This window comes from Lysinibacillus sp. RS11, assembly GCF_042019215.1.
Taxonomy (GTDB): domain Bacteria; phylum Bacillota; class Bacilli; order Bacillales_A; family Planococcaceae; genus Lysinibacillus; species Lysinibacillus xylanilyticus_A.
Genome location: NZ_CP168124.1, coordinates 3,458,959 through 3,482,619 on the forward strand (window position 1 = coordinate 3,458,959; position 23,661 = coordinate 3,482,619).

Consider the following 23,661-nt stretch of genomic DNA (forward strand, 5'->3'; position numbering starts at 1 on the left):
CCCCTCACCTCTTTACTACTATTTTCTTATTAGGTCATATACTAGCTCATCACCCTAACGTGGGGGTGATTGACCCTAAGAGTCACAAACTCTTCACGCCAATCCACTTACACGGCATTCATTTTAACAAATGTCAGCTTCAACTTTCCGTGATCAATTTCTAACCCTTGTTTATTTTAACGAAAAGTCATTGCTCTAAGTATCGACAAAAAAATATGTAACGAATCTTACAGCACTATTAACCGAATTTTCATTATAGTGAATGGCTGTTCGGTATAAAGTCAGCCGTTATATCGGAATCAGGAAGAGACACATTTAAAATAGGTGGTATGTCTTGCTATTGTGCAACCCTTCATAAGTCTATCCCTTTTTGTTGCTTTTCTATCATATCAACTTTATATAGATTCTGGAATTCCCATTGTAAATATACTCCTATATCACTAGAAAACTTCACAATTCAGCAAACTTGTCTTTGAAAGGCTATAATGAAAAGACTTAGCTCCATAGTAAGCAATTTAATAAAAGTAGTGGCAATGACAAGTGATCTTTAAGAAACACTTAATAAAAATTGCTTTTATAGAGAACCTAACTTAACTTTCGGGGGAATTATATATGAATATCAAAAATGCATTACAATCATTTTCAACTATGACACATTCAGCACGCCAACAATTTATGTTACAAGAAGGCGATTGGTTGTTACAAGAAATGTTAACACACATCGGTTCACCAGATGCAGAACTACGAGACCAATTAATTTATCGTACTTTTATCGATTTACTCAGCGACAATTTACTGAGCACTCAACAGCTACAAAATTTATTTGATACAACGACAAGCGACGATTTTTTATATAGAAACATAGGCGAAGAAATGACAGATAGTGTCTTTACACGTTCGTTTTCTGCTTTACTTGTAGCAAATCTTCTTGCAAAGGATGCCGAACTACTGATTTTAAATGATGATCGTCTACAAATTTTCTTTCAAAAGATTGGTCGTTATTTATTATTGGAAAAAGATACGAGAGGTCATGTTCAAGACAAGGGGTGGGCGCATAGTATTGCACATGGTGCCGATTTAGCAGCAATGACGATTAAACATCCTAAGTTTGATTTACAACATGCACCTTCAATCTTACATGCATTGAAACTTGTTTCATGGAAAGGTACTGTCTTTGTCAACGATGAAGAGGAACGCTTAGTTAATATAGTTGAAGCGTTATTGACTTGTGACTACTCCGAGGAAGCATTAATAGAATTTATCGAGCAAGTATTCGATAAATTTGAAATTCATTTAATGACACAAGGCTATAACGAATCCTTTTTTAGTGGACGTACATGCACATTAAATTTAATGAAAACATTGTATTTTGCCTTAAAAATGAATAACCTAGCCCCAAAACTTCAAAATACTATCTATGGACAAGTAGCAAAATGGCTAAAGCTAGGGGCATAAAAATTCACGTTCTTTCTGCTTAGAACATCTATTTTCGTCCTCATAACCTAAATTTAGCAAACTAGGAATATTCTTAGTTTGCTTTTCACCCTGATACAATTTTTTACTTTTCAGACAAAACATATCACCTCCAATATATGGTATTAAGTAGTTATATTAACATAATTAATATCAGTTCCCAATAAATCCCTTAGCATTCATTCCTTACATTGAGAATATATCCTGATATATCCTTTTCACCGCTTTTCATCTACTCCTTTTTTTAAAAAAACGCAACAAAAAAGCATTCAATCCCTTAAACTAGCGCTGATTTTATTACAAATTGACGTCTAAAATGTGAAATGATATTTTCACAAAAAAAACTATTTACTTAGTTAAAGATGATAAACTCAGTATTTTCAACGTTTTAACAGTGTTTATTTTATAAAACACAATAATACCAATATTGAAATAACATTTTTTGTTCAAAAAATGTTCATATTCACCCCTTCTTTGCTATTAATTCAATAACAAAATAATTTTTTTTCTTCGAAACGAGGCGTATAATCACTGTTGCAAACATCAACATTTGTGTCTCTCGATTTTGACAACATAGTCTAAAAATCGGTTGCACAGATTCATAACTTTGCGAACGCTTGCACAAGACCAATCAAATACTAGATTCAATGTTTCATATTGAACCATATCATTGTAAGTATTTCTGATTATTTGATTGGTACGACAATTAAAAGAGGTGACCTTATTTACCCACTATTTATAAATTCGAATCAATACTCAAACACATGAAATTTATGAATAGCCGTTTTATAGAAAGGAGACAAACATGAAGAAAAAGTTAAGCTTAATGTTTATAGCATTTGGTGCATTAGCAATTCTTACTGGCTGTGAACCGCTAACAGTCTTTGATACAAAAGGTCCAAACGCTAAAACATTATCAGACACAATTATTTTATCCATTATTACAATGGCCTTTATATTACTAGTCGTGTACGTGCTTTTAGTAGTTATGCTAACTAAATACCGTGCTTCAAAAACACCTGCCGATTATGAGCCACCTCACGAAGAGGGAAGTCACGTGCTTGAAATAATATGGACAGTTATTCCAATTATCATCGTAGCATTCCTAGCAGTTGTTACAGTAAAAACAACAAGTACAGTAGAGTCTCAACCTGAAGGTTATGACAATAAAGAGCCACTTGTTATTTATGCATCGTCTTCTAACTGGAAATGGCACTTTAGCTATCCAGAGCAAGGGATCGAAACTGTTAACTATGTTAATATGCCTATCGACCGTCCAATTGAGTTCAAACTTTACTCATTCGGACCAATCACAAGTTTCTGGATTCCTCAGTTAGCTGGTCAAAAATATGCGATGAGTGACATGTTAACAACTATTCACCTTGCAGCAGATGACATTGGCTCATTCATGGGTCGTAACTCTAACTTCAGTGGTCGTGGTTTTGCTGAAATGGAATTTGAAGCACAAACGATGACACAAGAAGACTTCGATAAATGGGCTGCCGATGTAAAGGCAAACGAAAAACCATTAACAGAAGAAAAATTTGATGAACTATTAAAAGCAGAACATGTTGGTCGTTCAAGCTATTCATCTACACACTTAGAATTTAGACCTGCTCCTATGGAACATAGTGAACACATGAAAATGGGTGACATGGATCATAGTGATATGGATATGTCTGAAGATGAAATGGATCATTCTAAAATGAACCATGAGGATCACTCACAAGAAAAGTCTGAAGAAACACATTCACATTAATTTTTAAACATGAAAGGAGCGCATCCAATGAGCATGGAAGAAATTTTCCATCCACTGAAAGAACCGATGATTATGGGGGCAGCTATTAGTATCATAGTTGGAGCAGTGGTTATCGCAGTTGGCCTTACTTATTTCAAAAAATGGGGCTATTTCTACAAAAACTGGCTATCAACTGTTGACCATAAAAAAATCGGTATTATGTATATCGCCACAGCACTTTTGATGCTATTCCGCGGTGGTATCGATGCATTGTTAATGCGTGCACAAACTGCAGTTCCTGATAATGGACTTCTTGATGCACAACACTATAATGAGATTTTTACAACACACGGTATAATCATGATTTTATTCATGGCAATGCCATTCGTAATTGGTTTAATGAACATTGTTATCCCACTGCAAATTGGTGCACGTGACGTTGCCTTCCCACGTCTGAATGCAGTCAGCTTCTGGTTATTTGCAGCTGGTTGCGGTTTACTAAACCTATCATTTATCATTGGTGGTTCACCAGATACTGGTTGGACAGCCTACTTCCCACTAGCAGGGACAGAATTTAGTCCAACTGTCGGGAACAACTACTATTCTTTAGCTTTACAATTATCAGGGATTGGTACGTTACTGACTGGTGTTAACTTCATCACGACAATCATTAAAATGCGTGCACCTGGTATGACATTAATGAAAATGCCAATGTTTAGTTGGTCAATTTTAATTACAAACGTTATTATCGTATTCGCTTTCCCAGTGTTAACTGTAGCGCTTGCATTAATGATGTTAGACCGTCAATTCGGTACACAATTCTTTGCAATGCAAAATGGTGGTATGGACATGCTTTGGGCCAACCTATTCTGGGTTTGGGGACATCCTGAAGTTTATATCGTTATCCTACCTGCATTCGGTATTTTCTCAGAAATCATTGCGACATTTGCACGTAAAAACTTATACGGCTATAAATCAATGGTTATGAGTATGGTTGTTATTTCGTTACTATCATTCTTAGTATGGGCCCACCATTTCTATACAATGGGTCACGGCGTTATGGTAAACAGCTTCTTCTCTATTACAACAATGGCGATCGCTGTTCCGACAGGGGTTAAAATATTTAACTGGTTGCTCACAATGAGGCACGGTAAAATTCAATTTACAACCCCTATGCTTTATGCACTTGGTTTTATTCCAATCTTCACAATTGGTGGGGTTACAGGGGTAATGCTAGCAATGTCTAGTGCGGACTATCAATATCATAATACGATGTTCTTAGTTGCCCACTTCCACTATGTATTAATTCCAGGTACAGTATTCGGTGTACTTGCAGGTTACCACTACTGGTGGCCAAAAATGTTCGGTTTCCGATTAAATGAAAAACTAGGGAAAGCTGGTTTCTGGTTTATCGCAATTAGCTTCAACGTTGCTTTCTTCCCTCTATTTATTTTAGGTTTAGATGGTTACGCTCGTCGTATGTACACTTACTCTGAGTCAACTGGATATGGTCCATTAAGCATGGTATCGTTCATAGGTGCAATTGGTCTTGCTGTTGGCTTTGCGTTAATCGTATACAATATTTACTACAGCTGGAAACATATGCCTCGCAACGAAAAAGCAGATGTTTGGGATGGTCGTACGTTAGAATGGGCTACTCATTCTCCAGTTCCTGAATACAACTTTGCAGTAGTTCCGACTATTTCACGTTTAGACGAATTCTGGTTCGCTAAAAAAGAAGGTCGCGATATTACAGCAGGTAAGATCGAAAAAATTCATATGCCTAACAACACTGGCGCACCTTTCTGGATGAGTGGATTCTTCTTCCTTGCAGCATTCTTCGCTGTATTTAGTCTATGGACTCCAGCCATCATTAGTATGCTATTTGTATTTGGCTTTATGATACATCGTTCATTTGAAGACGATCATGGTCGTTACATTTCAGTTGAAGAAGTTATGGCAACTGAAAAAAGCTTGAGAGGTGATAAATAAAATGAAAATCGATTCTTCACTTCCATTAGAATATAGTACAGAGGAAAATCGCCTGAAAATCTTTGGTTTCTGGATTTTCCTTGGTGCCGAAATCATGTTATTCGCTACACTATTTACAGTGTATTTCACACTTCATACACGTACAGGTAGTGGCCCGAATGGCGCTGAAATTTTTGAATTAACACCAGTATTATGGGAAACATTCTTATTATTAGCAAGTAGTTTCACAATTGGCCTAGGTGTTCATGCAATGCGCCTTGGTAATAAAAAAGCTATGATGACGTTTTTCATCATCACGCTTCTATTAGGTCTTGGCTTCTTAGGTATTGAGATTGATGAGTTTGTCACTTATGTTCATGAAGGTGCTACAATTCAAACTAGCGCATTCTTATCAGCATTAATGACTTTACTTGGTACGCACGGTGCCCACGTAACATTCGGTTTCTTCTGGGGCGTTGCAATTTTAATCCAAGTAGCAAAACGTGGTTTAAACCCACAAACGGCTAACAAAGCGTTTATCTTCTCACTGTACTGGCACTTCCTAGACGTTGTTTGGATTTTCATCTTCAGCTTCGTCTACTTGAAAGGACTGATTAGCTGATGAAGGAATTATTCCCAAAACAACATGTGATGGGCTTCGCCTTCTCACTATTACTAACAGTTGTAGCTTTAGCTGTTGTTAAGTTTGATATGTCTGCTAACATGGCATTTGGTATTTTACTAGTAACTGCTATTGCACAAGCAACTGTACAATTAGTATTATTCATGCACATCGGTGAATCTGAAGATAAGAAAACGTTATATATAACGATTTTATATGCAGTATTCGTAGGTGTTGTTACAATCCTAGGTACATTATTCGCAATGATCTGGGGCTATAACTGATAAAAAAAGCCGAGAAAATGATTTCATTTTCTCGGCTTTTTCTTTTCTGACAAATAGTATTTTCATTAAATGAACAATATCTCCTACTCTACAAGCAATTAAGCCTCGAACACTGGATCAACACTACATACTGAGCTCACCTATTTCAAATCATTTGGAGCCTATCGCAAGAAACTGATCTACTAGCCATTTGTATCAGCACTATTGCAATACAAAGCTATATGAATTTTTGAAACAACACTATTATTCATGTACTATTTTTTCTTGTACTTAGTGTGCAAGAAGGCCATATTAATAAAGGTATACATTAGGTATTTACTATTATTTTAATATTATAATAGTATTTTTTTCAAAATAACGAAACTTTTCCTTTTATAGTAATGTATACTAATAGATATTGTTTTTTATTATGAATAGGAGATGAAATTAATGAAGAAAGTTTTTAAAGTTTTAAGTGTTGGAGCACTAGCACTAACACTAGCAGCTTGTAACAGTAGCGCTACCCCAACGAAAGACACATCTAAAAAAAGTGATCTCACTTTAGAGCAAGTATATGACAAAGCAGTAGAACGCCAAGCTGACATTAAAAGCGTAAGTGCAACAATGGAGATGTCACAAAAAACAAAAGCTGGATCAGGTGATCAAGCTATGGAGATTGCCATGGATTCAAAAATGGAGATGGATGTAATTTCTGATCCACTTGCTGCGCACATTACAGGATCAATGACAGTGCCTGATATGGCTAGTGAAGATAAAAAAACTATGGATATGCCGATCGATATGTACATGAAGAAGGAACAAGGCTTTTTCATGAAAGATCCAACAACTGAAAGCTGGTTTAAATTACCAAGCGAACAGTTTGATGCAATTTTAGAGCAAACTGCATCATCTGCAAACGCTAAAGAACAATTAGAACAGCTTAAAGAGTTTATTGGTGATTTCAAATTCGAGCAAAATGATGATGCATATATTTTAACTTTAGACGCAAAAGGTGATAAATTTAAAGAACTTATCGATTCTGAAATGCAAAAGTCAATGAAAGACCTTGGTCTTGAAGAAAATCCACTTGATAACATAACAATCGATAAAATAAACTACGTTCTACAAATCGATAAAGAAACTTTCGATACTGAAAAAATGGATATGAATTTTGATTTGAAAATGAAAGTTGAAGACCAAGAAATTTCAACTTCAACAAAATCAGTTGTAACTTATACTGAATTCAATCATCTAAAAACAATCGACATTCCACAAGACATTATCGATAAAGCAGCAACACCTGGACAATAATTAAACATAGCTATCTTCAAAGCTATAAAAAAGAAATCTGCTTGCTTCTATAGGAATGCATGCAGATTTCTTTTTATTTGATTATAAGAATTCTTAAAGTGTAAAATTTAAACACCCTTTTTATAACCTTATTAACGAACAATTAGAACATCGCATTTGGCGTGTCGGACGATTCTCTCTGCAACTGAACCTAGTACCATTTTCTCCATTCGATTCAACCCTGTTGCGCCACATACGATTAGGCTCACATCAGGTAGTTCAGTTAAAATCCCTTTCGGAGAACCAGTTACTACAACTGCTCCTACCTCTTTTACTCCTGCTGCTAAAACTTTCTTTTTTAGCTCTTCCATTTTATTTGAGTTGTCGTTTTTTAATTCCTCAGCGTATTTTAAATCATAGGCTGAAATTGCCCCAAAGGACTTTGTATCAATAACGTTAACTAATTCTAAAGCGGCATCATACTGTAAAGTTAATTCAATAGCTTGTTCCAATGCTTTTAATGATTGTTCTGAAAAGTCAATTGCCACTGCAATTTTTTTATAATTTGTAGTCATAGTAGATCTCCTTGTCCATCAACATCATTGAATGTTTTTTATTTCATTATATCACAAATGGAATACAATACAGTTATTGTCATAATCTACCCCTAACGTAGCCTTAGTTTTATTATTGGCCGTTGTAAAGCGCTGAGCAACCATCTCTTGCCGTTTTTCGCTACCATCAATAATCGGCCTTTTACTTTGATACAGAGCATCCTACGAACAGCAGCATTGTTAGCCATTTCGAGTTAACGGCTTTCTTCCCCCTTTTCATTTAACTCCAAAAGAAAAAGACGTCACTTAGACGCCTCTCCCATTATGCTTTCAAACTCTAATATTTCACCTTTAGCCTTTGTTTTTTCCAGCACCTCTAAATACTCTTCTTTTCGATTGATGAGTCGTTCCTGCTGCAATTTTTGGTATGAATTAAGAAAATCATAACTAGCTGCTTTTTCCATTAACTCACCTCATAAAGTATGTTTTATTGTCACTATTATAATGTTGGTATTTTTTCCTGACAATTATATTTATTGTTTTTGATTATAACGTACCAATTGCATGAAGGCTAAAAGATATAACCTATTAGCTTAACATTCATATTTTTCTAAACTTCTTAGACATATTCCCTATATAGAAGAATTTTACTTTTGTTTCAAGCCACTCTCCCTGTCTAACTTAGTGTAGCCTATCCACCCTAGGTATCTAAACTCAACGGGTAAGATGGACTATCAATTTTGCCTCGGCATAATTGATTAACGTAAGCGAAGGGGATTCTCCAATCCCCTTCGTTGAAAAGTTATTAACTTAAAATCTATTATAGAAAATTTCTTTAAAATCACTCTATTATATTATTTATATTCTGTACTTTTTGCTTTAATCGACCATCAAGGGACCAATTCGTCCACATCCTTAGAGCCTGCTCAAATGGACCACGTTTAAATCTTTTAAAATACAATACACTGCCAATGCATTGTGCACTATAAACTACTAACCCAAACAGCATTCCATTCAAGATTCCTAATTTTCCGTACAGCCCAAAACCGTAGCCGAAAAAAACAGTTGTACAAATAATGGATTGCATTAAATAATTAGTTAAAGACAGCTTGCCAACACATTCAAAAGCATAAATAAAAGACGACGTACACCATTTCTTATAAAGCAAGGCAGCTACACATACATAACCTAACGCTAAAACTTGTGCCCCACTCATCTGAAGCATAGTAGATAAATCTCCTTCTTTTAAGCTCGAATATTTACATAATACTCCAATCGGTACAAGTATCAGACCTAACCTATACCACTTTTGCTCCCGCTCCATATTTTCAAATGCTCGCATTTTCGCAAGAGCCATGCCAAGTAAAAATAACGGTACATAGAATAAAGGGGCTACAAGTAATAGAATGGATCCTTCCTGTTCAGGCATCAACCTATTTAAACGATGATTCACGACATCTAAATAACTACCATTTGCATAAACGTTATTTGCTTTTTCAATATACACATCTATCTCCTGCTGATTTGCCGTAAAATTCAAGTTAATATTCATCATAAATGCAACGGAGAATACAAAGAAGATACTAGCCCATATGATGATTGTTTTTACTTTTCGATTAATGAATGGTAACAAAAACAAAATCATAATACCGTAGAATAAAAGTATGTCACCTTCCCATATAAAAGTAGTGTGCAGCCAGCCTAATAAAATCAGGCCCAAGCTTCGTCTAAGTATAATCCATCGACTTTTTAGTCCTTTTTCACGAACAGATTCTATTAACTTTATAAACGAAAATCCAAACAACAGCGTAAAAATAGGCATAAAAGATCCGCCGATAAACACTTTTACAAAATCCCCTGCACTTTGCGACGATAAATTTTTTAAGGCTCCATGCATACCATATTGAAAAACTACTAAATTAGCGAGTAAAATCCCTAGCAAACTAAATCCACGTAGACTATCAATAAATGAAACCCGTTTCACTCCCATCATGTTTCCCCTCTCCATTCATTTAATCAAAGGATAAAGAAATAACCTTATGGCCATTTAATGGTTATCTTAATATGGTCTTAAAATTTGGAAAATAAGTGTTATTTAGGATCATTACCATAACGTGTAGATGATTTACGTTTCGACTTGGCGCTTTCCTCGGGGCCGACACGATAGTGTTCACGAAGGCGTTATCATAGGACGTGTGCCCTTAGCCTTCGATTCTCTACTTGCTCGCTCCTGGTCTCATCTGTAACTAATCCCCAAAGAGTCACCTAATCTCTAACCAATAAAAAAACTTCTACATAATAATAAGTAGAAGCTTGTTCGCTTAACACATCTATTTACTTTTTTGAAATGTAGCAGTTTCAATAGAATATTGCATGAACCCTTCAAAATCTTTTAATTCTGGATTTAGATTGTTATACGGATATTCATAGTTCATTCCCAGCTTATCTAAAATTCGGATAGATGCAACGTTTTCAGGATGACGACAGCGATAATTTTAAGTAAACCAATTTTATAAAATACATAATTCATTAAAGCATTTGCAGCTTCATACGCAATCCCTTGTCCTCTTGAAGTTTGTGAAATACCGTAATAAATTTCGATTTCTGATCCCTTTACATCATCTGGGCCTAGCCCGCATAGCCAATTAATTTTTGACTTTGCTTATTTACAATGGCTAGATTAAGCTTATGAATTTGGGTAGGCGTGTTTTTTTCGTTACAACGAATAAACCACTATTATTCGCTGAACATCGCCTCGACTAGGCACATCCTCTGGGATAAATTGATAAAAATTAGGCTCAGAAACGAAAAAATTCAAGATTACCCTTTAACTTTAAAAGGTGCAGTAATTGTTGTGTAAATATACTAATCCCAATAATTCTTCATTAACTCTGTTGCCCAATATGGTTGTTTTATTTCACCTTTTGGTAGAAACTCTTTCATTACTGGTTTTATATCTATAATAGGTGTTCCATCAATAGCGTCTAAGCCTTTAACGATTAATGTTCTATCCTTCAATTCTAGTAATTCCACAACCGTTACACCTATTTTATTTGGCCTATTTTTACCTCTCTGTGCAAAAATACCGACTTCTGGATAGTCCTTATTTTTTCTTGGATGTCTCGCTTCATATTGGATTTTCTCATCTGAAACTTTGTCAAAATAAAATATAATTTCTAAATGAGAAAAATCATCAATTCCTTTTAAAGAAGATTCATGCATATCCTTTGTCAATTCAATAGTAGAAATAACGCCACCCCAATTGTCATCTTCAATCATCTTTCGACTATTGCTTACTGCAGCTATTGGTTTAATGTTATATTGCATATAATGACCCTCTTCTATTGTGGATTTCCTTTCGATACACCTTCCGTTTAATTCCAGTATACTCCAGCTACTAGCAATGTCAATTTACGACAATTAGCCTACAATCATTGGCTTCATAACATTTAAACAAAAAACCGTACGCTATAATTCTTCTAACAGGCGTGTAGAAGGAAAATAATCAACACCTATTGAGACACTACAAACTAAACAAAGTATCATATAACAATCGTACGCTAATTATTCACTTTCAAGTATGTTATTTATTGTCTTGAAGAAAAACAGATAAAATAATCCTGGGAGAACAATTGCTAAACCAACAATTCCATACGCTTGTCTTGTACTTAAATCAAAAAAAGAAGTCGAAGCAAATACTATTCCTATTGGCATTGTCACTCGAAGAAAAAGTAATCGAACAGCACTTAGTTGAGCTAATCGTTCTTTAGGAGCCTGCGATTGAAAAATTGCTGCACTCTGAGAGTTGAATAAAGGAAATAAAACCCCTCCTATTAACTCACACATCCACGCAGCTGGAATTGATTTAACAAAAAAGAGTAAAACAAATGAAAGACCTCCACCAATTAAACCTACATGCATGGTGATATATGTCTTCGGAATCTTTTTAAGTAATAACATCCCAATTACATATCCAATTGGAAAAGCCCCAGCAAATATTCCATACTCCCATGACTCTCCATTAAGGTCGCTTCGAATAAATGGAATACTTAACACGGTTGTTGCTCCTACAGCAAACTGAACTGTTGAGGAGAGAAATGTAAGTCGTAAAAGATACTTATATTTAAAAAACGTACGATATCCCTCTTTCATTTCCCCCCACCATAGCTTCTTGGTCCAAACTGGTACTGTTTGTTTGCTTGATGAAGACATTTGACAGAGTGATATATAACTAATACCAAACATAATGCAGGAAAACATATAAATAAATTGCATATGGACAGCTAATAACAGTAAAGAAGTTATTCCAGGAGCAAGAAAACTCATAAGTCGAATAGTTCCATCTAATAGCCCATTAGCTTCAGTTAAATCTTTTCTCTCACATACCTCAGGTAAAAGCGAAAACGAGAGGCTAGCGTAAATTGGTTGCATTAATCCTAAAATTAATTGTAAAGCAATTAACCCTATAATTGTCCCAATGTTTTTATCAATTACAAAGCCTATTAAAGGAAGAAGATAGGCACTTGAACGAATCAACTGTATATTTCGAATCATTTTCCCCTTCTCAACATGATTCAAAAACGGTGCCGTGACACTTTGTAGAATCAATGAAGGGATAAAATAAACTAGCCAAAGGATCCCCATCCATTCTTTCGATCCCGTTATTTCATAAAGTAACAATCCATTAGTAATCCCACCAGCTGCACTACCCAGTTCTGATACTATTTCACCTATCCAAAGTGCTTTAAATGACTTAGAATACTTCTTCATCTTTAATCCTTAGATATTGCGTGAGACGTGAAAATATTTTTTCTATTTCCATTGGGTTTGCAGAATAAATCCCTTTATCAACTTTAATTAATCTCGCAGCCTTTAACAGAGATAGTTGATGATGGAGTGTCGTTTTATTCATAGTGAACTGTGCACTCAACTCTTGCAATGAGGAAGGCCCTCTTAATAACTGATATAGTAATTTCAAGCGCAATTCGTCTCCCAGCGCTTTATAGCTACGAACTAAATCCTTTGGAGGGACCCCAAGCTCTTGTAGTAGTTCCTCTTTTAAAGGATAAAAGAAAAGTTTTGTATCACTTGTTCTTTTTTCTAAAATCCAAGGTCGATATGATACATGTGGTATAAGTTTGACAGTCCAAATTGAAGGCTCAAGTTGATATTTTACGCCACCTGTAATATGTTCAATCTTTTCCATTGGGTTTGTAACATTTAATGACTGATATTGTTTCTCTTCAAAATCAAGTGCTTGCAACCACTTGTCCCATTTTTCGTGTTTACTTATCCAGCTATGCCATTCATTTAATACACTAGAAAATAGTTCACATAACTCTTGATACGAGTAGTGGCAGAGATATCGTATGTATTCTCCTAAATAGTCATGATCGTCGAAATGAACTGCATACTCTTCAAATAGATTAGGATTATTGTAACTAGCAGCAGTTTCCCTTCTCCTAAGTTCTGTTTCACGATTTTTATAAGGTAAAAGTATTTCATAGAAGCTTTCAATTGCTATATCGTAAAGTTGGTTTGAAAAATCTTGAATGGTTAAAGATGAAATCTCATTCTGTAGCATAATCAAGCCATACCAAAAATTAGTTTTCTCAATTAATTTTAACGATTCTACCAATGATTTTGGCATCGATTCTCGAGCATTTGTCCATTCTTCATCAAATTCAAACGTATGTCGAAGCTGGATATGTGTGTATCCAGCTATTCCAAGAATGACTTCCCATACAGGTGATGATTCAACTTGTAAAGAAATTTTTTCAGTAGGCTGTGGCGAATAAAGGTAATTCATGAAAATCCCCCTTTGATTTACGTTAGTATAATTCTAAAATATTTAAATTTAAAATTCAATATTTTTCGAACAATTAACAAACTCAGAAGTATTAAAAACGTTAGATCACTAATCTTTTGAACTAAAAAATATTATGAAATGTTGTGAGGGATGTGATATGGTATAGTATCTACAATGAATTTTTAGAAGGTGAAAAACATGCTAGAAGTAAGTGATAGTAAGTTAGCACAATATATTATACATTTTATTGGGGATACACTCGTGTTAGGCGAGGAGCCCTTTTCGCAACCAGAGGTTATGCTAGAGGCAGCTTTTACACAGCTAGCATTTAGTAAAATCGATTTAGAGCAGCAATACGAATTTTTTCATGAAACAGATATTGGATTAAATGAGGTATACACATATGTGAGGGCTATTTTTGATGAAGAGAATAATCTCCTTGAGCAATCAAAAAACATTGCTACACACTTACATAGTGTATCTCAACATCCTAACATTAAAAGTGGCGAATTGTTTATTGGGTTATTTGACAATTGTTTTCTGTCTACAGAAGTTAAAAAAATAATTGCCATTATTAAAATTGATGAAAAAGAAATGTTTTTAGATGTAAAAAGCGACCAAAACAAAATGGTGGTCAATGGCATTGACGGAATTAATGTCAAGAAGATCAATAATATGGCCATCATCGTAGATATGGGGACGGATGAGGCACCTGCTGTCTTTATGAAAACAAAAAGAAAAGAAGATATTGTTTATTGGCAAGAACGATTTTTAAAGATTAAAGCAGCGGATGAACATTATTATAAAACGAATTTAGCGCTAACAGAATGTAAAAAATATATTTTAAAAGAAGAGAGCTTTACGAATACTGAAAAATTGGGGCTTTTGAACAAAACGCTTGATTATTTTAGAAATGAAGATGAATTCCAAGTAAACGATTATATTGAAACGGTATTTGAAAATGCAGAGCCAACACAAAAAGATATCATCATAAATTCGGTAAAACCTTATGAAACCGTTATTTCTGAGAGTGCACTTGAAAAGGCTGAAAAGAAATATAAACGTAAAATTAAACTCGATTCGAATATTGAAATTCAGGTGAACGTACAGGACATTGAGCAAGTGGATGAACTCATTGAAGTAGGCTACGATGAAGCGACAAATCGAAAGTTTTATAAAATTTATTTCCAGGAAGAACTATAATATACTCAGAGGCTTTCCTAAGATTTATCGGAAAGCCTCTGATATTTTATTTATCCAAAAGAAGAACCTAAGACAAAGCCCACGATAATATTTAAGTTCATAGAATAAAGGACTTGTTTTAATGTTTTATCAAAAAATCCTTTTACTCTTCTATTATACTCTTCCACATTTTAATGCTCTGGCCCAATCAGGTCTATTTTGGTCTTCACTTTGTTTAATAACTTCCGTAGTATCATAAGGAACGCTTAACTGCTCTATAATCCATTCATCATTCCTTTTTTCTACAACTGTATAATTCGCAAATGGTGTGCCTGATTCAATCTTATAATAGAACGGTTCTTCTTCTTCATAAGCAGGCAAACCGACACTCCCCGGATTAATAATGATTTTGTTATTAGGTAAATAAACAATCGTCGGTAAATGGGAATGACCACAAAAAATAATATTTTGAGGAATATCTTTTACAAAATTCATTATTTCTTCTGTCTGTTTTATAGTAACACCATTTGGAGTAATTTCATTCAACATATACAGCTCATCATTTTCAGGTGAAGCATGACAAAAGTAAAAATCATCTGTCTGAATTGAAAATGGCAGGTTTAATAACCAGCTTTTATGTTCTTCCGTGAGCATATCTAAGACATATTGAATAGTTGGATTTTCCGATGAAGACTGTAATAGTATCCGATCACAATTTCCACTTACACCTTTAATATCTGTACTCTTTATCATTTCATATGTTTCTAACGGAAATAATGGTCCATAAAGAGTATCACCTAAATTATAAACCCTATCGATATTTCTATATTTTATATTCTCTAACACTGCTTTTAACGCATCTTTATTTCCATGAATATCTGATAGTACAGCTATTTTCACAATATCCTCACCTTAATTATTTTTACATTTCCGGAGCTTCCATCCCAAAATTTCCCCATTCCTCTTTAGCTGGACCATAAATGCCTGGGACAGTTAATCCCGCCTGTCGCATAAGAACCGTCATTTGTCCTCGATGATGATTCTGATGTTGAATTAAAAACATTAAAAGTGTACCAATTTCCATTTCTTGACCGAAAAATTCAATGTGCTCTTGAAGAGTTTGATCAGTCCAATTGGTTTTTACTGCTTGCACAAACGCATTATTGACTTGAGAATAGCTATCTGCAATAAATTGTGCTGAAGTAGGAACAGGATAATCTTTAGTTGGAGCATCAAATGTTACACTTGTATTTGAAGTAATGATGCGAATTGCAGTAACAGTATGCCAAGCAATACGTCCTAAAGTCCAATTTTCAGACGTTATTTCCTGTCTTAGTGATTCATCAGTTAGATTATTCAATAATTTCTGTGTACAATTGGCTTCAAACTCCCAAGACTTAAAAAAATCATTTAAAGTCTGATACATAATAATCCCCCTTTTTCCTTGCGTGATCATTCATAATTTCATCTTTAAAACAGAAAAGTGCTCTCATCTAAAGGAACTGCGTTTCCAGATTAGTAGAGTTGATCAATATACTTATTTAATTCTTGTTGATTAATCTGTCCTTTTATTGTGTGCTTTAATATACCTTTAGAATCAAATATAAAAGTTGTTGGGTAAGCCAATACTTCAAATGATTTTTGAAGTGTATTATCTAAATCAAGAAATATAGGGAAACTCAAATTGTATGACTCTTGGAACTTTATTGCATTTTCATGACTATCATGTGAAGTAGCATTGATTGCTAACAACTCAACATTTTCAGGTTTATTGTTATAAAAATCCCTTAAATCAGGAGCTTCTTCTTGACATGGCTCACACCAAGATGCCCAAAAGTTAACGATTAGGACCTTTCCATTGTATTCTTTAAGTGTTGTTGTTGATTCGTCTAATTTTGTTAACTTTGTATCGAAAACAAGCTGTTTTGTTCCATCCTCTTTTTCTACTATCGGATCAACCGTTGCTTCTTTTATGAATACATTTTTCAAAACAATTCCTACAAGTAATACGACTAACAAAGCTGAAAAATACAAACCTAAACGTTTTTTAAATTTCATAAACGATCACCTAAGATTCCCTTGTGTATTTGTACCTTATAAGTATATCTATTATATCACGTGTTAAATTTTTACATTATATTCAGGGAAATAATAGCAGTAACAGATTAAAATTCACGCTTGCTAATAATAGAATCTAAAAAAATATTTAAATAAAGACACTCCTAAAATAAGAGTGCCCAAATTCGTCTATTAACATTTTAGTGGCAAGTGTTGTTTTAAATATCACATTCCTACCACCATTAGTTTTTGGCTGGTTTGGTCTGCCTGAGTTTGGATTAAACGACGAAGCCCCCTATTACCTTCTGTGTGCATTTTGTATTACAATATGCATGCTTCAAGCTCGGCTGACAAAAACGAACTTTAATAGCAATGCTACGCGATTAATTATCATTATAAATCCTGTAGATAAAGTGGAATGCAACTTTGCCTACAGGAATTTTTTATTATCGATTTTAATCGCTTTTAATTTACAATATCGAAATACACGCTATCCTTCAAATTTAAGATCATCATGGAGTTGTCTTTTTAAAAACAGATTACTTTAAAATATTCAAGAGTTGGTACTATGTAATTAGAGTTATACATATTTTCAAGCTCGGACTTTGTTACCCATTTAATATCGCTCACTTCATCTTCTTGGAGTACTGTTTCTGGAATTTCAAAACTTTGATCAAAAAGCCATACATCGTAAAAATCATTGTACGCATCCCTACGTTCACTCTTTATCATTTTACCGTTCGACCTAGATAAATTTATCCCGATTTCTTCTTTTACTTCTCTTATAGCACCATCGAGACTACTTTCACCTGCTAAAATAGAGCCGCCTGGACATTCCCATAAGTTAGGGAAAGATTGATCCTTATGCCTTTTCGTTAAAAGAATTTCACCCTTATTATTCCTTATCCATACATGTACAACTATATGATAATCACCATCTGCTAACTTAGCTCCACGTACATGACTTTTATTTGTTTTACTTCTATTTTTATCGTAAACATCCCAAACCTCCATGAACGACCTCCTACACTCCATAATCATGAAAATATACTACCTTACACAAAGGGGATTGGCGTCATACTTTATTAAAGCGTTTCATAAATAATTTGTCCCATTTGAGTGACGTCATAATCACCTAGTGCGGCTACTTCTGATTGGAAATCTGGTGACGTTAAAATCTCTTTCACCGATTCAATCAGTTGTTGGTTTTCAGGCGTTTTTAATAGCACAATATCATAACGTTCTCTAATAAGTGGTATAAAATCAACCTCTATGAGTTTAGATATTTTTTCAATGCCTATGCCAATATCTGCATTCCCATTTGCCACAGCAGAAGCCACATCGATATGGCTCATTTCCTCTTCGTTATATCCTTCAATTGAGGATGGAGCTATGTGGTGAACTCGTAATTGTTCATCTAATAAAGTTCGAGCACCTGAGCCTTTTTCACGGTTAATCAGTTTTAGTGATTTGGTCTTAAAATCATCGAATGATTGAATTTGCAATGGATTTCCTTTTGGAACATAAAAGCCTGCTCGGCGTGAAATTAGATTGATGAGAACATAGGCGTGACTCACAAAAATCTTTTTCAAATAAGTCGTATTATAATCCCCTGTATCACCGTCGTACAAATGTAAACTCGCAATATCACATTCTCCATTATACATCGCCATGACACCATTAAAGCTACCTTCATGGGAGCGTAATACTTTATTGGATTGTTTTTTCTCAATATATTTTCCTAATAAGTCTAATACTAAATCTTGTCCACTAATAATAATTTTTTTATTCTTTATCGTAAGGGTAGTCGGTGCAGTAGACGAAGTAGGAGTGGCTCCCGTTTTGCTCTTTTGTATATATATTTGTAAATCTGTTCGGTCCACACGCATTTGTCGACCTACACGAAAAACAGGTAAATCTCCCTTTTTCACCAAATCATAGATCGTTAATTTGGAAACCTTTAATAATTGCGCAACCTCTTCAATCGTATAGGAATGTTCATGTGACATGTAAAAATCTCCTTCAATGCTTCTATTGATACCATAGTAACGTATTTATGCTTTTTTAACATCTTAAAGGTTACTAGCAATTAGGTATTTCTTTTTTAGACATAACTAATTATAATTAGTTATGTCTTGTTATAACGAGTTATATAAGGAGTATATTCAAAGTGAAAAAGTTTTATAGTTTATTCGCTTCATCGTTACTACTTGTTGGTATTTTAACAGGTTGTGGTAGTCAAGGTAGTAACAACAAAACAACAAACGAACCTGTTGAAATAACAATTTCCGCAGCGGCTAGTTTACAAGAGTCATTAGAAGAACTTCAAAAAACCTATGAAAAAGAACATGATAATATTAAAATCATCTATAACTTTGGTGGCTCTGGAGCATTACAGCAACAAATTGTAAAAGGTGCTCCTGTAGATCTTTTCTTTTCAGCAGCAGAAGATAAATTTGATGAACTAGTAAAAAACGGTTTAATCGACCAACAACAAGGAACGGACCTTTTAGCTAACGAATTAGTTTTAATCGTTCCTAAGAAAAATGAAAAACACATTCAATCTTTTGAAGATTTAACGAAGGCTGATAAGATTGCCGTTGGTACACCAGAATCGGTTCCTGCTGGCAAGTACGGTGTAGAAACATTGACAAATATGAAACTTTGGGAAGATGTAGCATCAAAAGTTGTGTATACAAAAGACGTACGACAAGTACTTACTTATACAGAAACTGAAAATGTTGATGCAGGTATGGTATATAAAACAGATGCCCTTGTTTCAGATAAAGTGGATGTTGTTACTACAGCACAAGGTGATACACATACACCTATTATTTATCCTGTAGGTGTTATCAAAGATAGTAAGCATGCTAAAGAAGCGGAAGATTTTTATAACTATTTACAAAGCGATACGGCGATGAAAGTATTTAAAAAATACGGCTTTCAAGGAGCTCATTAATTGATGAGTACCGATTTCTGGTCACCTCTTAAACTTTCTGTTGAAATTGCATTTGTGTCAGGAATCATTGTTATAGTAGCAGGTATTCTATTTGGTAAATGGATGGCAAAACGCAAATTTAAAGGGAAATTATTTCTTGAAACGGTACTGCTTTTACCATTGGTATTACCTCCTACGGTAGTAGGCTTCCTTCTGATTATTATTTTCGGCAAAAACAGCGTGTTAGGTAGCTTGATTACATGGCTTTTCAATCAACCCGTTATGTTCACATGGTGGGCGGCAGTTATCGCCTCTACTGTTGTTGCATTTCCTTTAATGTATCAATCGGCAAAAACTGGATTCGAAGCTGTTGATGAGGATATCGAGAACGCCGCACGTGTTGATGGTGCTAACGAATGGCAAGTCTTTTTCTTCATTTCTATTCCTCTTGCATTAAAAGCGATTGTGGCAGGTGGAATTTTAAGTTTTACACGAGCTTTAGGTGAATTTGGGGCAACTTTAATGTTTGCGGGAAACCTTCCAGGCAAAACGCAAACAACGCCACTTGCTATTTATATGGCGATTGAATCGGGTAACATGTCACTCGCTTGGTCATGGGTGATTTGTATGATAGGTATTTCCTTCCTTATGCTTCTGAGCGTCCATCTATTGAAAGCATAACAATACAACTGTATCTTTGTAGCAAAAGAGCATGTTTTGAAAAGGATTGATCAAAACATGCTCTTATTTAATGTGTCAGACCTAGTTGTACTATTTTAGGAATCTTTTTCATCTGTGAATATTTTAAGTGCGCCAAATGCGACTACTAAAGGAATTACCACTAACGTAAATCTAAGAAAATAAATATCAAAGATGAAACTAATGACAACGATGGGTAATCCAATCATAACGACCATTGAGGCGAATTTAGTATAACGGATTATTTCATTCGATAACTGTGGTTCTTCTTTGTACATCCATCTTTTCCCGAACAACAGACTTTCTTCAGGATAAAAATAAGACCAAATTACTAAACCATAAATGGGCATCATTAAAATAAAAAATAAAATCTTTTCAGCCATACTATCCCACCTTGTTCTTTTACCACTATTTTACTAACATCTCATCCAATTTTCTTGTTTTAATAACCTGCTTCGTACAAAAATTTACAATCCACACAGTCAAATTCACATGAATATCCAACAAAAAAATTATCTTACCTCTAAGAAATAGAGGCCAGATAATTTTAAACAGACTATATTATCAAGCTACATCTTTACTCTTTACCCACCACTAATTGGTGGAATAAAGGCGATTGTGTCCCCTGTTTTTATAACCGTTGAATCGGTTGCAAATTCCTCATTTACCGCTGTCATAACATGTTGCAAAGAAATTTGTGGATATTGGCTTTCCATCCATGCTTTAATTTGTCCAACTGTACGGTCTGACAGCTCTACAGTTAATTTTGGCTCACCGATGATTTCTTGTAAGTGTGCAAACAATAATATGTTAATCACCAAAATCCTCCTCACTGATTGTTGGGTTTCCTTTTGGATAAGGTACATTTTCTAATTGATCGCCAATCCACTCGGTTCCATCTTCCCAATACTCTTTTTTCCAAATAGGCACAATTTGTTTAATACGATCAATAGCAAATTCATTTGCTGCATAGGCCATTTTACGATGGGGTGATGAAACCGCAATTACTACAGCAATATCCGAGATTTCTAAATGACCAACACGATGCGTAATGGCCACTTTCGCCTCTGGCCATCGCTCTTGTATTTCTTTAGAAATTTGTTCAAACATTTTAATGGCCATAGGTGGATAGGCTTGATATTCCAAATGTAATGTTTTCTTTTCTTTCGTCATTTCACGTACTGTTCCGATGAAAACAGTGATTGCACCAGCGTTTCGACTTGTTACTTTTTGTCTAACTTCCTCAACATCAATTGGTTTATCGATGATTTCAAACAACGATGTAGTCATGATTATTTCCTCATTTCCTTCATAAGAACTTCCATATATTGTGCTTTTTCATGAATTAAAAAAGTTGGATAATCTAGTGGTTTATCCAGTGGATAGGTCGGCCAGTAAAGAACACAGACGATATTACTTACTTTTTGCAGCAAAGATTGATCTTCCGCTTGTCGCAAAAGAACAACCTTCGGAAAGTGTTCATTTTTATAGCCTTCAATTAAAATGATATCCATTTCAATTGACTCATAAATAGCTAGTATATCAGCAAGTTGCCAGTTACTTTGGTGAATACTCATGCGCAAAGTACCTTCTCCTTCAACTGCTGTTACACTTGCTCCAGCCTTTTCATGCCGAGCACTGTCTTTCGAACTTTCAATGGCAGGGATACCACCATGTCCATGATGCTTAATTGTTCCTACACGCAAGCCTTCAGTCTTAGCTTGTGTAATGAGTTGTTCCATTACCGTTGTCTTCCCACTATTTTGATAGCCTACGATTTGTAGGATTTTTCGATGTTGTCCCAAGGCCACTCACTTCCTTGCAAATCTTCTAACAATAAGACAGCTACTTGCATGCCTTTTTCGTATCCACGTGATCCACCTGGTAATACAATAAAGGCATTGGCTTCCGCTAAAGACGAAACAGCACTAGATTTATCAAAACCAGAAGAAACTGCAACTAATTGACCTTTTTCATAAGAAACACTAGCACGCACAAAACGGGTAAACGGATTCGGTTTTTTAAAATCCGCACCTAAAATAGCCTGCTCTCTACGTAGATGTGGCTGCTTATGGCCAAATGCCTTTCGAATAATAGGTCGTGTAAATAGTTCAAAGCCTACATAGCAAGCTGATGGATTACCTGAAAGTCCAAATAATAATTGACCTTTTCGAGCAGCAACAGTTGTTACACTACCTGGTCGCATCGCTACTTTATTAAAAAGCACTTTTGCGTCAATGGCTTCATAAATGGCTGGTAAGTAATCATAATCACCTACTGATACTCCTCCTGTTGTAATCAATATGTCTACTTCTTGTAGCGCTTTCTCTACAACATCAATACATAAATTTATGTCATCACTAAATTTACCAAAATATTTAACTGTTGCCCCAGCACGTTCAATTTGGGCCATTATCATGTATGCATTACTATTACGAATTTTCCCTGGCTGTAAAGATTCACTCGGTTCTAGTAACTCACTTCCTGTTGCAATGACACCTACGATTGGCTTCCGAAATACAGGTACTTGATCATAACCAAAAGTAGCAAGTAATGCGACAACACCTGGATTGATAGATTGTCCTTTTTCAATCAGGATTGCGCCTTTTTGAACGTCCTCTCCCTGATATGAAATATTTGTTCCTGTTGCATAAGAGCGTTTAATCGACATATACATTTGATTGTCATCTTCAAATGTATGCGCTAATTCTAACATAACGACTGCATCGCATCCTTTTGGGATAGGTGCTCCTGTCATAATTCGGACCGCTTCTTTAGCACCTACTACTTCCTCAAATACATAGCCCGCGCCAATTTCTCCGACTACTTTAAAGGTTACTGGATTTTCTGAACTTGCCTCTTGACTATCGACCGAACGAATAGCATAACCATCATAAGGTGAACGGTCAAAAGCAGGTACATCTTGGTCTGCTGCAACGTCTTCTGCTAAAAAACGCCCATATGCTTGCTGTAGTGAAACAATCTCTATTTTTTCTTGGAATGCAAACTCCATAACACGTTGAACAGCTTCACCTACAGCAATTGGTTTTCTTTTCTCTAACAT

At 35.0% G+C, this 23,661-nt stretch carries 26 protein-coding genes; 9 read left to right on the plus strand and 17 right to left on the minus strand.

Annotated features, from left to right (window positions below):
* The first annotated feature begins 612 nt into the window (after positions 1–612).
* The 6 genes from AB9L17_RS17805 (at position 613) to AB9L17_RS17830 (ending at position 7,378) form a co-directional block, all read left to right on the plus strand.
* On the plus strand, positions 613–1,455 hold the full coding sequence (locus tag AB9L17_RS17805; RefSeq protein ID WP_068983795.1) for a DUF2785 domain-containing protein: 843 nt from the start codon (positions 613–615) through the stop codon (positions 1,453–1,455).
* Positions 1,456–2,278: 823 nt separating this feature from the next.
* A complete protein-coding gene (gene qoxA / locus AB9L17_RS17810) occupies positions 2,279–3,232 on the plus strand; it encodes a cytochrome aa3 quinol oxidase subunit II (RefSeq protein ID WP_068983796.1) in 954 nt (317 codons plus the stop codon).
* Positions 3,233–3,259: 27 nt separating this feature from the next.
* Positions 3,260–5,203: a cytochrome aa3 quinol oxidase subunit I gene (gene qoxB / locus AB9L17_RS17815; RefSeq protein WP_068983797.1), complete on the plus strand. Its 1,944-nt coding sequence runs from the start codon at positions 3,260–3,262 to the stop codon at positions 5,201–5,203.
* Position 5,204: 1 nt separating this feature from the next.
* Complete coding sequence (gene qoxC / locus AB9L17_RS17820) at positions 5,205–5,804, plus strand: cytochrome aa3 quinol oxidase subunit III (RefSeq protein ID WP_068983798.1); 600 nt, start codon at positions 5,205–5,207, stop codon at positions 5,802–5,804.
* Positions 5,804–6,088, plus strand: a complete 285-nt coding sequence (gene qoxD / locus AB9L17_RS17825) for a cytochrome aa3 quinol oxidase subunit IV (protein WP_068983799.1) — start codon at positions 5,804–5,806, stop codon at positions 6,086–6,088. Before qoxC ends, qoxD begins: the two co-directional genes overlap by 1 nt.
* A 429-nt stretch (positions 6,089–6,517) precedes the next feature.
* The gene (locus tag AB9L17_RS17830; RefSeq protein WP_068983800.1) at positions 6,518–7,378 is read left to right on the plus strand and encodes a DUF6612 family protein; all 861 of its coding nucleotides are present in this window, start codon (positions 6,518–6,520) and stop codon (positions 7,376–7,378) included.
* 131 nt (positions 7,379–7,509) lie between these two features.
* On the opposite strand, the gene AB9L17_RS17835 is transcribed toward AB9L17_RS17830, so the two are convergent.
* From AB9L17_RS17835 to AB9L17_RS17865, 7 genes are all read right to left on the minus strand, one after another.
* The gene (locus AB9L17_RS17835) at positions 7,510–7,932 is read right to left on the minus strand and encodes a universal stress protein (RefSeq protein WP_068983801.1); all 423 of its coding nucleotides are present in this window, start codon (positions 7,930–7,932) and stop codon (positions 7,510–7,512) included.
* A gap of 281 nt (positions 7,933–8,213) precedes the next feature.
* Positions 8,214–8,375, minus strand: coding sequence for a hypothetical protein (locus tag AB9L17_RS17840; protein ID WP_175401692.1), 162 nt, complete (start codon positions 8,373–8,375; stop codon positions 8,214–8,216).
* A 377-nt stretch (positions 8,376–8,752) separates the two neighbouring features.
* A complete protein-coding gene (locus tag AB9L17_RS17845; RefSeq protein ID WP_254660126.1) occupies positions 8,753–9,904 on the minus strand; it encodes a DUF418 domain-containing protein in 1,152 nt (383 codons plus the stop codon).
* 453 nt (positions 9,905–10,357) lie between these two features.
* Positions 10,358–10,561, minus strand: coding sequence for a GNAT family N-acetyltransferase (locus AB9L17_RS17850; RefSeq protein ID WP_083226929.1), 204 nt, complete (start codon positions 10,559–10,561; stop codon positions 10,358–10,360).
* 215 nt (positions 10,562–10,776) lie between these two features.
* Complete coding sequence (gene tsaA, locus AB9L17_RS17855; protein WP_068983803.1) at positions 10,777–11,238, minus strand: tRNA (N6-threonylcarbamoyladenosine(37)-N6)-methyltransferase TrmO; 462 nt, start codon at positions 11,236–11,238, stop codon at positions 10,777–10,779.
* Between the two features lie 237 nt (positions 11,239–11,475).
* Complete coding sequence (locus tag AB9L17_RS17860; protein ID WP_068983804.1) at positions 11,476–12,681, minus strand: MFS transporter; 1,206 nt, start codon at positions 12,679–12,681, stop codon at positions 11,476–11,478.
* Complete coding sequence (locus AB9L17_RS17865) at positions 12,665–13,720, minus strand: ArsR/SmtB family transcription factor (RefSeq protein WP_068983805.1); 1,056 nt, start codon at positions 13,718–13,720, stop codon at positions 12,665–12,667. The genes AB9L17_RS17860 and AB9L17_RS17865 overlap by 17 nt, the downstream gene beginning before the upstream one ends.
* Before the next feature lie 198 nt (positions 13,721–13,918).
* Between AB9L17_RS17865 and AB9L17_RS17870 the strand changes: the two genes are divergently transcribed.
* Positions 13,919–14,923, plus strand: a complete 1,005-nt coding sequence (locus tag AB9L17_RS17870; protein WP_375199542.1) for a hypothetical protein — start codon at positions 13,919–13,921, stop codon at positions 14,921–14,923.
* A gap of 153 nt (positions 14,924–15,076) precedes the next feature.
* On the opposite strand, the gene AB9L17_RS17875 is transcribed toward AB9L17_RS17870, so the two are convergent.
* The 5 genes from AB9L17_RS17875 to AB9L17_RS17895 all read right to left on the minus strand — a co-directional run bounded on the left by AB9L17_RS17875 (position 15,077) and on the right by AB9L17_RS17895 (position 18,969).
* Complete coding sequence (locus AB9L17_RS17875) at positions 15,077–15,802, minus strand: metallophosphoesterase family protein (RefSeq protein WP_223556059.1); 726 nt, start codon at positions 15,800–15,802, stop codon at positions 15,077–15,079.
* A gap of 22 nt (positions 15,803–15,824) precedes the next feature.
* Positions 15,825–16,328, minus strand: a complete 504-nt coding sequence (locus AB9L17_RS17880; protein ID WP_068983808.1) for a DinB family protein — start codon at positions 16,326–16,328, stop codon at positions 15,825–15,827.
* An 89-nt stretch (positions 16,329–16,417) separates the two neighbouring features.
* Entirely contained in the window at positions 16,418–16,960 is a 543-nt protein-coding gene (locus AB9L17_RS17885) for a TlpA family protein disulfide reductase (RefSeq protein WP_223556065.1), read from the minus strand.
* 528 nt (positions 16,961–17,488) lie between these two features.
* The gene (locus AB9L17_RS17890) at positions 17,489–17,974 is read right to left on the minus strand and encodes an NUDIX hydrolase (RefSeq protein ID WP_223556068.1); all 486 of its coding nucleotides are present in this window, start codon (positions 17,972–17,974) and stop codon (positions 17,489–17,491) included.
* A gap of 71 nt (positions 17,975–18,045) precedes the next feature.
* A complete protein-coding gene (locus AB9L17_RS17895) occupies positions 18,046–18,969 on the minus strand; it encodes a substrate-binding domain-containing protein (RefSeq protein ID WP_223556071.1) in 924 nt (307 codons plus the stop codon).
* A gap of 161 nt (positions 18,970–19,130) precedes the next feature.
* Between AB9L17_RS17895 and modA the strand changes: the two genes are divergently transcribed.
* Positions 19,131–19,919 carry a molybdate ABC transporter substrate-binding protein gene (gene modA / locus AB9L17_RS17900; RefSeq protein ID WP_068983812.1) on the plus strand — a complete coding sequence of 263 codons (789 nt, stop codon included), beginning with the start codon at positions 19,131–19,133 and terminating at the stop codon, positions 19,917–19,919.
* Between the two features lie 3 nt (positions 19,920–19,922).
* Positions 19,923–20,579 (plus strand): molybdate ABC transporter permease subunit, encoded by a 657-nt coding sequence (gene modB / locus AB9L17_RS17905; RefSeq protein WP_223556113.1) that lies wholly within the window; start codon positions 19,923–19,925, stop codon positions 20,577–20,579.
* A gap of 95 nt (positions 20,580–20,674) precedes the next feature.
* On the opposite strand, the gene AB9L17_RS17910 is transcribed toward modB, so the two are convergent.
* From AB9L17_RS17910 to glp, 5 genes are all read right to left on the minus strand, one after another.
* Complete coding sequence (locus AB9L17_RS17910) at positions 20,675–20,980, minus strand: hypothetical protein (RefSeq protein WP_068983813.1); 306 nt, start codon at positions 20,978–20,980, stop codon at positions 20,675–20,677.
* Positions 20,981–21,181: 201 nt separating this feature from the next.
* Positions 21,182–21,415 carry a molybdopterin converting factor subunit 1 gene (gene moaD, locus AB9L17_RS17915; protein WP_068983814.1) on the minus strand — a complete coding sequence of 78 codons (234 nt, stop codon included), beginning with the start codon at positions 21,413–21,415 and terminating at the stop codon, positions 21,182–21,184.
* The gene (locus AB9L17_RS17920; RefSeq protein ID WP_068983815.1) at positions 21,408–21,887 is read right to left on the minus strand and encodes a molybdenum cofactor biosynthesis protein MoaE; all 480 of its coding nucleotides are present in this window, start codon (positions 21,885–21,887) and stop codon (positions 21,408–21,410) included. Before AB9L17_RS17920 ends, moaD begins: the two co-directional genes overlap by 8 nt.
* A gap of 2 nt (positions 21,888–21,889) precedes the next feature.
* The gene (gene mobB, locus AB9L17_RS17925) at positions 21,890–22,408 is read right to left on the minus strand and encodes a molybdopterin-guanine dinucleotide biosynthesis protein B (protein WP_375199543.1); all 519 of its coding nucleotides are present in this window, start codon (positions 22,406–22,408) and stop codon (positions 21,890–21,892) included.
* A complete protein-coding gene (glp, locus tag AB9L17_RS17930) occupies positions 22,369–23,661 on the minus strand; it encodes a gephyrin-like molybdotransferase Glp (RefSeq protein ID WP_375199544.1) in 1,293 nt (430 codons plus the stop codon). The genes mobB and glp overlap by 40 nt, the downstream gene beginning before the upstream one ends.